The organism is Pusillimonas sp. MFBS29 (assembly GCF_020687695.1).
Taxonomy (GTDB): Bacteria; Pseudomonadota; Gammaproteobacteria; order Burkholderiales; family Burkholderiaceae_B; genus Pusillimonas_C.
The window spans coordinates 345,313-359,867 of the sequence record NZ_JAJEWL010000001.1 but is presented as its reverse complement, the minus strand read 5'-3'; the positions used below and the strand labels follow the sequence as shown (position 1 = coordinate 359,867).

The window sequence follows — 14,555 nt, the reverse complement described above, 5'->3', positions numbered from 1 at the left end:
CAGGCTTGCACCCCAAAAGGCGCAGCCAGCCCACGAAAGTCAGCATTATACTGCAAAGGCAAAAATCATGAATGCTACGCTCACACGGCTTGCCCGATTTGCTCTGGCCGGCCTCGGAATTGGACTGCTGGGCGCCTGTGCGAATATGGCCGATACCCCCCCTGGCACGCCTTTATCCCAGGTTGAAGCCAGGTTTGGCGCCGCCAATTACACCTGCACCACCGAAGACGGCGCCCGGCGACTGATCTGGACCCAGCAGCCTTACGGGCAATATGCCTGGGGCACAAATGTCGATGCAGCCGGCATGACCGGTCGCATAGAACCCATACTGACCGACCGGCATTTCGATGCGCTTGCAAAGGGCGTATGGACGCCCGAACGAGTCCGCTGCGAATTTGGCCCGCCGGCCGAGATCACACAGGTGGGGTTGCCCTCAAGCCGCCAGATAGTCTGGGGCTACCGCTACCGGCAAGCCGGCGCATGGAACTCGTTGATGTACGTCTATTTCGACAAAGACGGCCAGACAGTTACCCGATTCCATCCCGGCCCCGATCCCATGTACGACCGTGACAACCTTTGGTTCAACTAAGGCTGTCACGGGAATCCTGCCCGATACTTACAAAGGCTGATCAGGCTGGCGGGGCTTGCCATCCTGCCCCGCTTCGGGTTTGTTAGGCAAACCACCCAGTTCGGGCGACTGATAGCTGTGGTCGGCACTGAATGAGGGCTCGGATCCGGCTGTGTCAACGTGCTCGGTTACGTGCTGACGCTGGCGCAACAAACGACGCGCGCGGCGCCAGCGCCACGCCATAATGACCCAGCCTGACAAGCCATACACCACAAACAGCCCGAACAGCACGATAGGCGGATCACTGGATACGAATACAAAGGCGCCGACCAGAACCAGAATGACCCAGAACGGCACACTGCGCCCAAGGGCAAAGGATTTGCCACTGTAAAAAGGTGCATTGGTGACCATCGCCACACCCGCATAAACAGTGAAAACAAAACTCAGCCAGGAAATGGTCTGTGCGCTGAGCGTGAACTTGTTATCGATAACCAGCCACAGAAAGCCTGCGACCAGCGCGGCGGCAGCCGGGCTGGGCAGGCCCTGGAAAAACCGCTTGTCGACCACGCCGATATTGGTATTGAAGCGGGCCAGCCGCAATGCGGCCCCAACCACATAGATAAAGGCGGCGAGCCAGCCCCAGCGGCCCAGATCCTGCAGGGCCCATTCGTACATGACCAGCGCCGGCGCGATGCCGAATGAAGTCATGTCGGACAGCGAGTCGTACTGTTCGCCAAAAGCCGACTGGGTATTGGTCAGCCTGGCTACCCGCCCATCCATGCCATCGAACACCATCGCCAGAAAAATGGCTATGGCGGCCATTTCAAAGCGGCCGTTCATGGCTTGCACCACCGCGTAGAAACCGGCAAACAGATTGGCAGTGGTAAACGCGTTAGGCAGCAGATAAATGCTGCGGCGGCGGCGGGATTCTTCAGAGTTGGGCATAGGCTTACTCCGTTGTATGGTTCGGCAGATCCGGCAATTCGGCCAGTACCGTACTGGTGGCCTGCACCTTGTCGCCGATGGATACACGCGGACGCGACCCCGGCGGCAAATATACGTCGACGCGTGAACCAAAGCGGATGAAGCCATAGCGCTGGCCGGCATAGAGTTCATCACCGGGCTTTACATAGCAAAGTATACGCTTGGCCACCAGACCGGCAACCTGCACCGCCGTAACCAAATGTCCCTGAGGGGTAAGCACCACCATGGCGTTGCGCTCGTTTTCCAGCGAGGCTTTGTCAAGCGCTGCATTGAAAAACTGCCCGGCGAAATAATTAACCGTCTGGATTTTGCCCGGGACCGGAGCGCGGTTGGAATGAACATTGAACACGTTCATGAATACGCTGATTTTGAGCGCATCACGATTGGCGTAGGTATCGTGAACCTCTTCAACAGCCACGATGCGGCCGTCGGCCGGCGACAACACGTTCAGCTCACCCTCGGGCGCAATGCGCGAAGGATCACGGAAAAACTGCAATACAAACACCGACAGCAGCCAGAACGGAATGGATGCCAGACCGGACCAGAAACTGACAGCGATGGAAATCAACACGATGCCGGCCAGGAACGGCCAGCCTTCACGCGCGATAAACGGATGGGGATAAGAAGGTTTATTCATGATAGGACGAAGAATAACCGAAATAAGGAAACAAGAAGCCGCAGGCGCCCGATATGGCAAGTGTTAACCAAACACTACCAGCGGTTTTTCCGGTTGAGTCGGATGCGGCATGATATGCACACCTACGTCGTACACTGCTTTCAGATTTTCAGCTGTCAGCACCGACATGGGTTCGCCACAGACCAGTACCCCGCCATGCGCCAAAAGTGCGATCCGGTCGCACCATAAGGCGGCCAGATTTACATCGTGCAGAATGACCAGCACGCCAATGTCCGCGCTGCGCGACAAGCCGACAACCATGCGCAGCAATGCCTGCTGGTGCAAAGGGTCCAGGCTGGCTGTTGGTTCATCAAGCAGCATATACCGGCCTTGCGATTCGGTTGCGCGCTGCGCCAGGATCTGCAACACGACTCTGGCAAACTGAACACGCTGCTGCTCGCCGCCTGAAAGCTCCAGGTAGCGCCGTTGCGCCAGGTCAGTGGTTTCGGTACGCTGCAGGGCATCGCTGGTCAAGGCATCTATCTCGTGCCTGCCCAGCCCGGGAAACGGATAGGCGCCCATGGCTATGACTTCAGCCACTTGCAGATCAAAAGCCAATCCGGACTTTTGCGGCAGCACGGTGCGGCTGCGCGCTTGCTGCGCGGCGCTCAATGCCGACAGGGCCTGGCCATTAAGCACTATAGGGTAGTTGTCCGAAGACTCTTCCTGCGGCTTGATTTCGGCGGCCAGCGCCGATAACAGCGTGGACTTTCCGGCGCCATTCGCCCCCAGCAGGCCCAGCACCTGCCCCGGGCGCAGCTGCAACGACACTTGCTCCAGGACCTGTCGCCGGCCTCGGCGCACAGACAAACCAGAGGCAGAAAAGGAGTTGGATTCGGGCAAGTGTCGCATAGAGGCTCAGGCTGATACGCTGCGGCCACGGCTGAGCAGCCAGAAAAAGAAGGGGCCGCCCACCAGACTGGTAATCAAGCCGATAGGCAGTTCGGCGGGACTAATCAGCACACGCGACAGGCAGTCGGCCAGCGTCAGCATCAGGGCTCCGGCCAATACCGACGCGGGCAAAAGATAGCGATGGTGCGCCCCCAGAATCATACGTACCAGATGCGGCACCACCAGCCCGATGAATCCTATCCCCCCGGTCACAGCGACCAGTGGCCCGATAATCAGGGCAGTTACCACAATCAGCCGCCGACGCACGGCCACCAGCTCAAACCCCAGGTGCGCGGCTTCACGCTCCCCCAGCAGCAATGCGTTCAACACACGCCATTGACTGCACACGCCGAACAGCAGCAGCACTGTCCAGGGACCCAGCCACATCACCATATTCCAGTTCGCCCCCGCCAGGCTGCCCATGGTCCAGAACGCCAGGTCGCGTAGTTCGGTATCGTTGGCCAGAAAGGTGAAGATGCCGATCGCGCTGCCGGCTACGGTATTGATGGCTATGCCGGCCAGAAGCAAGCCGGCAACCCCGGGAAATCGCCGTCCCACGGAATAGGCCAGGAAGGTGGCAAGCAAGCTGCCGGCAAAGGCAAACGCAGCAACCAGGAAAAAACCACCGGCTGTCATCACAATGGCACACACCGCGCCTAGGGCGGCGCCTGATGAAATGCCGACCAGCCCGGGTTCCGCCAGAGGATTGCGAAACAAGGCCTGCATGGTTACGCCGGTTGCAGCCAGCGCGGCCCCGGTTACCGCGCTGAACAAAACCCGTGGCAAACGTATCTGCAACAGTACGTTTTGCATCAAAGCGTCGTCCGGCGCCACATCGCCCCACAGCAAGTAAGGCATGCGGCTCCAGGGAATTTGCAAGGCGCCGCTGGCACCGGAAACCAGCCCGGCCAGCACCAGACAGCACAGCAGACCTATCAGGACCGGCTGCGGAGCATATTTGTGTGAGCCCGAGACTGTAGCCATGGCCGCTTACCTTGCCGCATCCTTGAGCTGCTCTATCGCCAGCGCCACCCGGGGCCCTATCCCCTGGATGAGCAAATCATCCATAACCAGCATGCGCCCACGCTTTGCTGCCGGCGTGGAGGCTATGCCCGCACTGGCGCGCAATTTTTCCATGCCGCCGCTGGCTTGCAGTGATGCCTCGGTAATAATGATCAGCTCCGGCTCCAGCATGGCCAGCCCCTCGGCCGACACGGGTTTGTAGCCGGTCTGATCCGAAAACGCATTGCTCAGGCCGGCCAGCTCAAGAATCGCATTGGCCGCAGTGTTCTGACCGGCCGCCATCAAGGGCCCGGAACGGTTCACCAGCACGAGTGCACGCCGAGAAGGCGCCGCTGTCGCTTGCGCAGCGGCGACGTCACGGCGAACCTGCTGCACCAGGCTCCGACCGGCGTTCGGCACCATCAGCGCCTGGGCCACCAGGCCGATACGCTGATATAAAGAATCAAGCGCGGGCTTGTCCGTAACAGTTTTCACACGAACGCCCAGTTCGTCCAGGCGAGCCAGCGCCTGGGGCGGCCCGGCATGCTCGGAGGCCAGCACCAGATCGGGGGACTGGGCCACCACACCTTCTATGGGCACGGCGCGGTAGTATCCGATTTGCGGCAGCACAGTGGCTGCCTTCGGATACAGACTGGACGCATCGCTCGCAACCAGCACATCACCACGCCCCAGCGCATAGATAATCTCGGTGACACTGCCGCCCAGGGAAACCACCCGCGCAGGCGCCGTCTGCCCGCCCCAGACCAAACCAGGCAGCATCAGGCAAGCAGCAAGCAAGCAGCGAAACATCGTTACGCTGCCAAAGGCTCGGGGCAATACTCAACCAGCAATTGCCGCCAGCTGGTCAACTCCGGCACGCCGGGCTTGCGCGCACCGAAGAACTGAACAATGAGTTCACCATCGGGGCTGTAGCATTCCAGCGAAGTGACCCAGCCATCGGACGTGGGCTTGTTGACCACCCAGGTCGAGGCAATGGCCGTGGTATCCAGGTGCAAGTTGAAATGAGGTTCAAGCACGTTGAACCATGGCCCGGTTCGCAACAATTTCTTGATCGGCCCAGAATGGATCTGCACCATGCCCGAATTGCCGACAAAGCACATGAAAGGGATGTTGCGTTCCGCCACGTCGGTCAGCACACGCTCGGCGCCGTCGTTGTCGATCTGCTGAGCAAGATCAACACCTACGCCCCGCAAAGCCGTCAGGCGCGCCACATTGTGCCGCTTGAGCAATTGAAAGAACTCGTGCGTATCTTGCATGGCCAGCCAGTCTTCACGCAAGCCGGCGGGTACCTCAGGCAAGGTTTCATCAGCCTTGGGCGGCTCGGCCGTTGCCACCGGCCAGACCGGATTCGGGTCGGTGAAGCGGGCGACCAGCTCATGATAGGCAACCACATCGCTTTCATCGGTGATGAACACCTTGTGTATGGCCATTCCGGCAGCATTAAAGAACTGCAGGCTGAGACGGCCATCGTCGTTGACGGCAAATGTATATTTCCAGGAGCTGAAAAACATGCGCAGGTCGATATCGGGGCCCAGGACGATGCCCATAACCTTACCCGCGCGTATGTCTTCATATTGGCCATGGCGCTCGTGTACGCTCCAGTCGTTGCGCGTTAGCGCCATGACCCGCCCCAAACTACCCAGCTCCTTGAAGATATCCTGGGCCGGCGCCTTGAGCAGCACCGATTCGATTTGCCCGCAGCCGGCCGCGACAAGCTCCATTTCACTGACCGACATCTCTTGGGCCAGATTTCTTATACGGGCTTTCGGATTCTGCTGTTTGAGCAACGCATAGCGCTCACGCAAAGGCCGCGCCTGCAATTCGAACAAGGTATTCATGAACTTGTTTCCTTCAATGCCTAAAGCTGACATAAATTATAATAACAATGAAATTGATTCTTAATTAATTTAGTATTGATAAGTCAGAGAAACCCGAAAGTTACGTCCTGGCTGGGTGTAGTAGTCAATTGGCCGGGCATCGCGGCCTGGCCGGGGAACATCCAGGGCATTCCAATACTTCTTGTCAAAGGCATTGTAAATACCGGCTTGCAAGCGCAACCCCTTGGCCGCCTGCGGTGTCCACCATGCGGTCAGATCCAGCAAGCCATAACCCGGCGCCTGGAAGTCGGGGGTTGAAACGCCGTCGGCCGCTTCCGGATACTCGACCTCGGAACGTCTTTTGACCAAAGTGGTAATGGCTTCAGCTCCCCACTGACCGGAACGATACCCCAGCGCCAGAATCGCCTTGAGCGGCGCCACTGAATTCAAATAGCGGTCGGTGTCCTGATCCTTGCCTCGCGCCCATGCCAGTGACCCCCAGGTATACCAATTGCCGTTGATGCTCCAGTGGCCACTGAGCTCGGCGCCATAAATACGCACACGAGCCCGGTTGGCGTATGCCGTCACCCCCATGGGATACAGCCCGTCCCAGGCGGGATTCCACTCTGGCGAGTCCGGCGTTACTGGCACCTCTGCTTCGATGAAGTTGCGATAGCGGTTGTCGAACACGCTCAGACGGCCCCCCAGCTCGTTGTCGCCGGCCTCCACACCCAATTCCCACCCACGGCTGATCTCGGCTTCCAGGTTGGGGTTGCCGACACGCAGATAGGTTCCCGGCGCACCATAATTGGTATAGAGCTGGGTGGCGCTGGGCGCCTTGTAGCCGTAGCCATACTTGCCGTAGAAGGAAAGCGTCTCGCTGGCTCGATAAGCGGCCAGCAATGAAGGAGACAAACGCTGGCCGCTGGCCGAGTTCAGCGGCGTGACCTGTGCGTTCGGATTGGCATCGTAGGCCCCGCCGGCTTCCGGCGAATATTTGTAAGAATCAAATCGCAATGCGGGAGTCAGTGCGTACTTGCCGTCGGCCCACGATATTTCATCTTGCGCCCACAATGACCACGTATCGCCATCGACCTGGGGTACATCGCTTTGATTGGTATGCAGCATCTCGCAGTTTCTCGGCCCAAGGCTGAACGCGGGATTGGTGATGGGACGCAGACTGGCGGGGCAGTTATCGTAGCCCCCCGAGTGCTGTTCCAGCCGGCTTCCATACCATTCCGCTCCGGCCGCCCAGTGATGCTGCACAGCCGTCGACGTCAAGTAGCCCTGCCACGCCGTCAGGACGCCTTTTCCGGTTTCCTGAACGCTGTTGTCCCGGCCGTAAGGACCATAGGGATAGGCGTAACCATACATTTGCCCCACGGGAATCGGGCCAAAGCTGATGCTGCCCCGGCGATCGGGCAGACGCATTGCATTCAAGGCGCTGTCCTGATAGCTGCGCTGCCAGTACGCCTTGATCTCGCCGTGGCTGACCGCCGATTTTTCATTCGCTGCGCGGTACTCGTAGCCCAGCACCGCACGCTTGCGCGAGAACTCCTCGTCTGTGCTGTTGCCATCTACGGCATACGAGGAAGTGCCCTGCTGATGAAGGTTTTCCGTTGTACCGGTACGCTTGAATATTTCGCCACTCAAGGTCAGGCGATGCTCCAGCGTAAAGTCATGCTGCAGCTTGAGCATGGCATTGCGCTGCGTATAGGACTCGGGGTTGGGCTCTTCACGCAAGGCACCGTATCCACCAACGTTCCCCATATTTTCCAGCTCATGACCTTTACGCTGGCCTGCCAGCAGCAACCAGCTCGTGCCCGTCTGCCCTATGCTGCCCGCCAGGGCGGCATCCATGCTCCAGCTGTCATCGGCACTGTCATAGCCGCTTTTTACCAGAGCGCCAAAGTTTTGGTCGGGCGTGAGCAGGTCATCCGGGCCCAATGTGCGCAGATTCAGATAACCCACCAATGAGCCGGATTGCGGGGCACCGGCGGCACGCACCAGGTCCACACTGGACAAGGCATTGAAATTGACGGTGTTAAGCCCGCCCTTTTCCCCGCGTGCGCCATCATTCAGCCAGGGTATGCGAATGCCATCAACACGAGTCACCACCCTGTCTTCGTCCATGCCGCGGATATTCACGCTGTTATTGGCAGTGCTGAAATTAACCCCAGGCTCGCCGCGTCGGGAAAAATCCTCCCAGCTCTCGATGGCGCGCTCATCCAGTTGCCTGCGCGTCGTTACCGTGGATCCTTCGGGCAGTTCCGAGGCCACCTGGCCTTGCACCAGCACGGGTGTCAGCGCCTGAACCGGCTGATCATCTTTGGAGTTGGTCGCTGGTGCGGCGCTTTGCGCAACAGCTTGAGCGGCAACAACGGCAAGAAACGCACCTGACCACCAGGCGGCTGTCGACTTTCGCATAAGGCATCCCATTTATATTTATAAATATAATTGCGAATAATAACAATTCTTATTCGCCATATCAATATAAAATTGATGTAGATCAAGTTAATGCCTGATGGGAAATCGACCTGCCCTGGTCTACAAACCGGGCCCATGCAAAATGAACAGACAAAAAAAACCGGCCGAAGCCGGTTTCCTGGGAGCAAGATGTTTTAGTTCTTGCTTTGATCAACCAGTTTGTTGGCTGCAATCCAGGGCATCATGGCGCGCAGCTTGCCACCGACCTGCTCGATTTGCGATTCGGCGTTGATACGACGACGCGAAATCAGGGTTGGCGCGCCGGCAGCATTTTCCAGGATGAAGCTCTTGGCATATTCGCCGGTCTGGATGTCTGCCAGGCACTTGCGCATGGCCTTGCGGGTTTCTTCGGTAACGATGTTGGGGCCGGTCACGTACTCGCCATACTCGGCGTTGTTCGAGATCGAGTAGTTCATGTTGGCAATGCCGCCTTCGTAGATCAGGTCAACGATCAGCTTGAGCTCGTGCAGGCACTCGAAGTAAGCCATTTCAGGCGCGTAGCCGGCTTCTACCAGGGTTTCGAAACCAGCCTTGATCAGCTCAACGGCACCGCCGCACAGAACGGCCTGCTCGCCGAACAGGTCGGTTTCGGTTTCTTCACGGAAGTTGGTTTCGATGATACCGGCACGACCGCTGCCGATTGCGCATGCGTACGACAAGGCGATGTCACGGGCAGCACCGGAGTTGTCCTGATGCACGGCGACCAGCGAGGGAACGCCGCCGCCCTGGCTGTAGGTGCCGCGAACGGTGTGGCCGGGAGCCTTGGGGGCAACCATGATGACGTCGATGTCGGCACGGGGCTGGACCTGACCATAGTGCACGTTGAAGCCGTGGGCGAAAGCCAATGCGGCACCAGCCTTGATATTGTCGGCAACCTGATTGCGATAGACCTCAGCGATGTTCTCGTCGGGCAACAGAATCATGACCAGATCGGCACCCTTGACGGCTTCAGCCACTTCCTGAACCTTCAGGCCGGCGTTCTCGGCCTTGCTCCAGGAAGCGCCGCCTTTGCGCAGGCCAACCACAACGTTCACGCCTGACTCATGCAGATTCAGCGCATGAGCGTGGCCCTGCGAGCCGTAGCCGATGATGGCAACGGTTTTGCCCTTGATCAGGGAAAGATCACAATCTTTATCGTAAAAAACTTTCATTTAAGGTGCTCCAAGACTTTAGGTATTTTTGATCTATGCCGAACGATGTTGTTCGGCACTAAGGTTAAACATGGCCGGCATATGCCGCCGCCTGGCCGGTGAATAATAAATTAAAGCTTCAAAACGCGTTCGCCGCGGCCTATGCCCGACACCCCGGTACGTACTGTTTCCAGTATGGCACTGCGGTCCAGCGCACCGATAAAGGCCTCGATCTTGCCCTGGTCGCCGGTCAGCTCTATGGTGTAGACCTTGTCGGTTACGTCGATGATGCGGCCACGGAAGATATCAGCCATGCGCTTCATTTCTTCGCGTTCCTTGCCCACTGCCCTGACCTTGATCAGCATGAGCTCGCGTTCGATATGGGGCCCTTCGGACAGATCGACCACCTTCACGACATCAACCAGACGGTTCAGGTGTTTGGTGATCTGCTCGATGACCTCATCGGACCCCTGGGTCACGATAGTCATGCGCGACAAGGTGGAGTCTTCGGTGGGTGCAACGGTAAGGGTTTCAATGTTGTAGCCCCGGGCCGAGAACAATCCCACAACACGGGACAAGGCGCCCGGTTCGTTTTCCAGAAGGATAGAAATGACGTGTTTCATTTTTTTCTCTCCTTACAGGTCTTCTGAACCAAGCAGCATTTCTGTCAGGCCACGCCCTGCCTTCACCATGGGCCAGACATTTTCTGTCTGGTCGGTGATGAAATCCAGGAAAACCAGCCTGTCCTTGTGCTTGATGAATGCTTCACGTATGGCGGGTTCGACATCGGCCGGCTTGTCGATACGCAAGCCCACATGCCCATAGCTTTCCACCAATTTCACGAAATCGGGCAAGGCATCGACGTAGGATTCGGAGTAACGCGAACCGTAGTCAATCTGCTGCCACTGGCGCACCATGCCCAGGTAACGGTTATTCAGGCACAACACCTTGGGGCTCAGTCGATACTGGCTGCAGGTAGAAAGTTCCTGAATATTCATTTGTATGGAACCCTCACCGGTAATCACAGCGACATCGCTGTCGGGATTGGCCATTTGCACACCCATGGCGTAGGGAAGGCCCACTCCCATGGTGCCCAATCCACCCGAGTTGATCCAGCGCCGCGGATGATTGAAGCGGTAATACTGTGCGGCCCACATTTGATGCTGCCCCACATCGGACGTTACGAATGCGTTGCCACCAGTGACTTCCCACAGTTTCTCGATAACAAACTGCGGCTTGATGAGCGTGTCTGAGCCTTCATAGCTCAGGCATTGCTTGCCACGCCAGGTATTGATTTGCTGCCACCATTTGGCCAGCGCCTCTTTGTGAGCCGGCGTCTCGGCCGCAGCCTGCGAATAAAGAGTGTTCAGCTCGAGCAGAACATCCTTCACATTGCCCACAATGGGCACGTCGACGCGCACGCGCTTGGAAATCGATGAAGGGTCGATATCGATGTGGACGATCTTGCGTGGGTTTTGGGAAAAGTGCTTGGTATTGCCAATAACACGGTCATCGAAGCGTGCGCCCACTGCGATCAGCACGTCGCAGTTCTGCATGGACATATTCGCTTCGTACGTACCGTGCATGCCCGGCATGCCTACATACTTGTCATCGTTGGCCGGAAAGGCACCCAGACCCATCAATGTGGTGGTGCACGGCGCGCCAGTCAGTGCGACCAGCTCGCGCAGCTCTTCCGAGGCTTCGGACAGCACCACGCCGCCACCCGCGTAGATCATGGGCCTTTCTGCCGCCAGCAGCATCTGCACTGCTTTCTTGATCTGACCCTGATGACCTTTGACCACCGGTGCGTAGGACCGCATCTTGACCTCGCCACGCTTGGGCGTGAACTTGCAGCTTGCAACAGTGATGTCTTTGGGAATGTCGACCAGTACGGGGCCGGGCCGGCCTGTTTTGGCAATGTAAAAGGCGCGACGCATGGTCTCGGCCAGATCCTTTACATCACGCACCAGGAAATTATGCTTGACGCAAGGCCGGGTAATTCCGACGGTATCGCATTCCTGGAAAGCGTCCTCGCCGATTGCGGCGGTGGGCACCTGACCACTGATGATCACCATAGGTATGGAGTCCATATACGCAGTGGCAATGCCGGTAACGGCATTGGTCAGCCCGGGACCGCTGGTGACCAGCGCAACACCTATCTTGTCGGACGAACGCGAATAGGCGTCGGCCGCATGCACGGCTGCCTGTTCGTGGCGAACCAGAACGTGCTTGAAATTGTCTTGTTTGTAAATTGCGTCGTAGATGTACAGTACCGCGCCGCCCGGGTAGCCAAATACATGGTCTACGCCCTCTTCGGCAAGGCAACGCACGACGATATCGGCGCCATTGAGTTCCATAATGTTATTCCTTTCGTAACCAGCACTAACGCCTTGATTGGCCAACACGGCCCAAGCCTTAACCGGCTGCAACAACATGACCTGGCGCTTTATGGCTCACGGAGCCATGCCACCCAGACACATTGCTGACCCGATCCGAACTTATCGAAACGCAGCACTAACGTTCACATGAACGCGGGAGATAGAAACGGAAGCCGCAGCAACACACGCTTGTGGCGCGGCCAGCAGCAAGGTATTACAGGCGCAAAAAACCGGGCGGATAGCCCGGTGAACGGTGCCATTGCAGATTTACTCGGGATAATTGAATAAATCAACACGGTAATGTAGCGCGTTAGTGCGCAAGAGGCAAATCAGCGCCCAACTTGTCTATACTGCACCCATTGATTGCCTTGAATCGCACATGGCCACATACACTCCCCAGCTGCAGCGTTTTTTCTACAGCCACTACTTCTCCGGCGGGCTGCGCCAGGCCATAGGAGTGCTGTTACCCGCACTGGTGCTGGCCGGCATATTCCAGATGCACGCCATCGGCATGATTACCGCCATCGGTGCGGCCTGCGTGGCAATTATTGACCAGCCTGGCGGCCCCCGGCGCTATGGCACCAACGGCATGATGGCGGCCATATTGCTCGGGTCGCTGACTGCGTTCATCGCAGGCATGGCGTCATCGCACAGCCTGTTGATCTGGTTCGTCGTGCCGTTGCTGTGTTTCATTTTCTCGATGTTCACCGTATTCGGCAAGCAGGGTGGCCTGCTGGGCTTTGCTTGCTTGCTGATCATGGCGCTCACCATGCGCGAGCCGCTTGCACCGCACGCAGTACTCGAGCACACCCTTTATTCTTTTCTGGGCGGTGTCTTCTACTTCCTGTACAGCCTTGCCGCACACCGCCTGCTATGGCACCGCGAAGAGCAGCAGGCCTTGTCCGTGGCGCTTTTTGCAACCGCCGAGTACATGGCCGCAAGATCCCGCTTTTACGACGTCAACACCGACCTGGAAAACAACTACCGGCTGCTCATCCATGCCCAGTCGGACATGACCGAAAAGCACCAGGCCGCGCGTGACACCATTTTGCGCGAACTGCCAAAGCGACACACCCGGGCGGACCGTCTGCACACCACATCGCTGAATGTCTTTATTGACATGGTCGCCCTGCTCGACAGCCTCGTGGCAACGCATACCGACTACGCAACATTGCGGCGCAGCCTGCCCGACAGCGACGCACTGATTTTTGCCCGCGACGCCTTGAAAAAGTTATCCGCCAACGTCGAGCACATCGCGCTGAACATCGCTCGCGACAAACATGTGCGGGAACGCAACAGCGTCAAGGCTGAACTGCGCGCTTTCGAGTTCGAACTTGAAACTTACCGCCGCGACGGCATCATCGACCGCGACCCCGAAATCTACGCACTGCTTGTGCAAGTATTGCGCCGCCTGCGCAACGCCACCCGCCTGGTTGACCGTATGGCCACGCACACCAGCGGCACGACTGATGCCGGCCTGGTAGACACACGCCTGGATAAATCCCTGGACCGCTTCCTTGCACGCAAAAAATGGCGCCTGGGCATGCTGACCAGCAATCTCAGGCTCGATTCGTCGCACTTTCGCTATGCCAGCCGCGTCGCCATCGCCGCCCTGCTTGCCATGAGCATCTCGGGGCTCTGGCCCTACCTGGGCACGCTGGAACGCGTGGCGCCTAATCTGAGTACACACAGCTACTGGATAGTGCTGACTGTACTGATCGTCATGAAACCGGGCTTTGCCCTGACCCGCCAGCGCAACGGCTGGCGCCTGACCGGCACACTGATAGGCTGCGCCTTGGCTCTTGCGCTGTTCAGCGTTACGCAAAACACCGACATTTACCTGGCTGTGCTGATTGTTTGCTGTGTGCTCGGCTATAGCCTGATACAGCTGAATTTCATGGCCGCGGCCATTTTCAACACGGTATTCGTGCTGCTGGTATTCCACTTCCTGTCACCTGGCTCGAATGCAGTCATAGGCGAACGACTGGTCGATACCGTAATAGGTTGCGGCCTGGCATTGCTCTGCAGCTACATCCTGCCGTGGTGGGAACACCGCTATATGGGCTCGCTGGCCAAGGCTGCCAAAAAAGCCAACCAGGAATTCTTCCTGACCGGACTGCGCTATGCCGGGCTTTCGCGTGCGCAGGCCGCAGCCCATGCGGAAGGCTTAGAACAAACCCTGGCCCTGGATGCCGAGCAACAAGAGGCCGAGCTGGCCTGGCGCGTCGCGCGCAAGAACATGCATATTGCCTTCAGCAACTTTGCGTCGGCTTTTTACCGCATGATGGATGAACCCATAAGACGTCAGGCCAATGTGCCCGAACTGAACAACCTGCTGATCCAGAATCATGTGCTGGCCTCGCAGATAACCTCGGCCATGCCCGTTCTGGCCAGCCTGCCGGCTGTACCTGAAGGCATACAGAAATCACTGGAATCGGTGGAGCTTTACCTGAATGACCAGGATGCCGACCCGCCTGCTTCGATAGAAACCGAAGGCGAGCTGGCCACACTGGCGTACCCCCTGCGACAAATGGTCAAGGCATCGCAGCTGATACGCCAGGAAATGCGCGGTCTGGGCAACGCATAAGGCAGCCCGGTCGA

General features: G+C 58.0%; 12 protein-coding genes. 2 read left to right on the top strand and 10 right to left on the bottom strand.

Annotated elements, in window-relative coordinates:
• Positions 1-67 precede the first annotated feature (67 nt).
• On the top strand, positions 68-589 hold the full coding sequence (locus tag LKR43_RS01740) for a hypothetical protein (protein ID WP_227682117.1): 522 nt from the start codon (positions 68-70) through the stop codon (positions 587-589).
• Between the two features lie 27 nt (positions 590-616).
• On the opposite strand, the gene pssA is transcribed toward LKR43_RS01740, so the two are convergent.
• From pssA to LKR43_RS01690, 10 genes are all read right to left on the bottom strand, one after another.
• Positions 617-1,513: a CDP-diacylglycerol--serine O-phosphatidyltransferase gene (gene pssA / locus LKR43_RS01735; protein WP_227682116.1), complete on the bottom strand. Its 897-nt coding sequence runs from the start codon at positions 1,511-1,513 to the stop codon at positions 617-619.
• A 4-nt stretch (positions 1,514-1,517) separates the two neighbouring features.
• Positions 1,518-2,189 (bottom strand): phosphatidylserine decarboxylase, encoded by a 672-nt coding sequence (locus tag LKR43_RS01730; RefSeq protein WP_227682115.1) that lies wholly within the window; start codon positions 2,187-2,189, stop codon positions 1,518-1,520.
• Positions 2,190-2,252: 63 nt separating this feature from the next.
• Positions 2,253-3,080, bottom strand: a complete 828-nt coding sequence (locus tag LKR43_RS01725) for a heme ABC transporter ATP-binding protein (protein ID WP_227682114.1) — start codon at positions 3,078-3,080, stop codon at positions 2,253-2,255.
• Positions 3,081-3,086: 6 nt separating this feature from the next.
• Entirely contained in the window at positions 3,087-4,103 is a 1,017-nt protein-coding gene (locus tag LKR43_RS01720) for a FecCD family ABC transporter permease (protein WP_370632047.1), read from the bottom strand.
• A 6-nt stretch (positions 4,104-4,109) separates the two neighbouring features.
• Complete coding sequence (locus tag LKR43_RS01715; protein WP_227682113.1) at positions 4,110-4,931, bottom strand: hemin ABC transporter substrate-binding protein; 822 nt, start codon at positions 4,929-4,931, stop codon at positions 4,110-4,112.
• 2 nt (positions 4,932-4,933) lie between these two features.
• Positions 4,934-5,980: a hemin-degrading factor gene (locus LKR43_RS01710; RefSeq protein WP_227682112.1), complete on the bottom strand. Its 1,047-nt coding sequence runs from the start codon at positions 5,978-5,980 to the stop codon at positions 4,934-4,936.
• Between the two features lie 69 nt (positions 5,981-6,049).
• Positions 6,050-8,386 carry a TonB-dependent hemoglobin/transferrin/lactoferrin family receptor gene (locus tag LKR43_RS01705; protein WP_227682111.1) on the bottom strand — a complete coding sequence of 779 codons (2,337 nt, stop codon included), beginning with the start codon at positions 8,384-8,386 and terminating at the stop codon, positions 6,050-6,052.
• A 194-nt stretch (positions 8,387-8,580) separates the two neighbouring features.
• The gene (gene ilvC, locus LKR43_RS01700) at positions 8,581-9,597 is read right to left on the bottom strand and encodes a ketol-acid reductoisomerase (protein WP_227682110.1); all 1,017 of its coding nucleotides are present in this window, start codon (positions 9,595-9,597) and stop codon (positions 8,581-8,583) included.
• Between the two features lie 110 nt (positions 9,598-9,707).
• Complete coding sequence (gene ilvN, locus LKR43_RS01695; RefSeq protein WP_227682109.1) at positions 9,708-10,199, bottom strand: acetolactate synthase small subunit; 492 nt, start codon at positions 10,197-10,199, stop codon at positions 9,708-9,710.
• Between the two features lie 12 nt (positions 10,200-10,211).
• A complete protein-coding gene (locus LKR43_RS01690) occupies positions 10,212-11,933 on the bottom strand; it encodes an acetolactate synthase 3 catalytic subunit (RefSeq protein ID WP_227682108.1) in 1,722 nt (573 codons plus the stop codon).
• A gap of 400 nt (positions 11,934-12,333) precedes the next feature.
• On the opposite strand from LKR43_RS01690, the gene LKR43_RS01685 reads away from it, so the two are divergent.
• Positions 12,334-14,541, top strand: coding sequence for an FUSC family membrane protein (locus tag LKR43_RS01685; RefSeq protein WP_227682107.1), 2,208 nt, complete (start codon positions 12,334-12,336; stop codon positions 14,539-14,541).
• Positions 14,542-14,555: the final 14 nt, after the last annotated feature.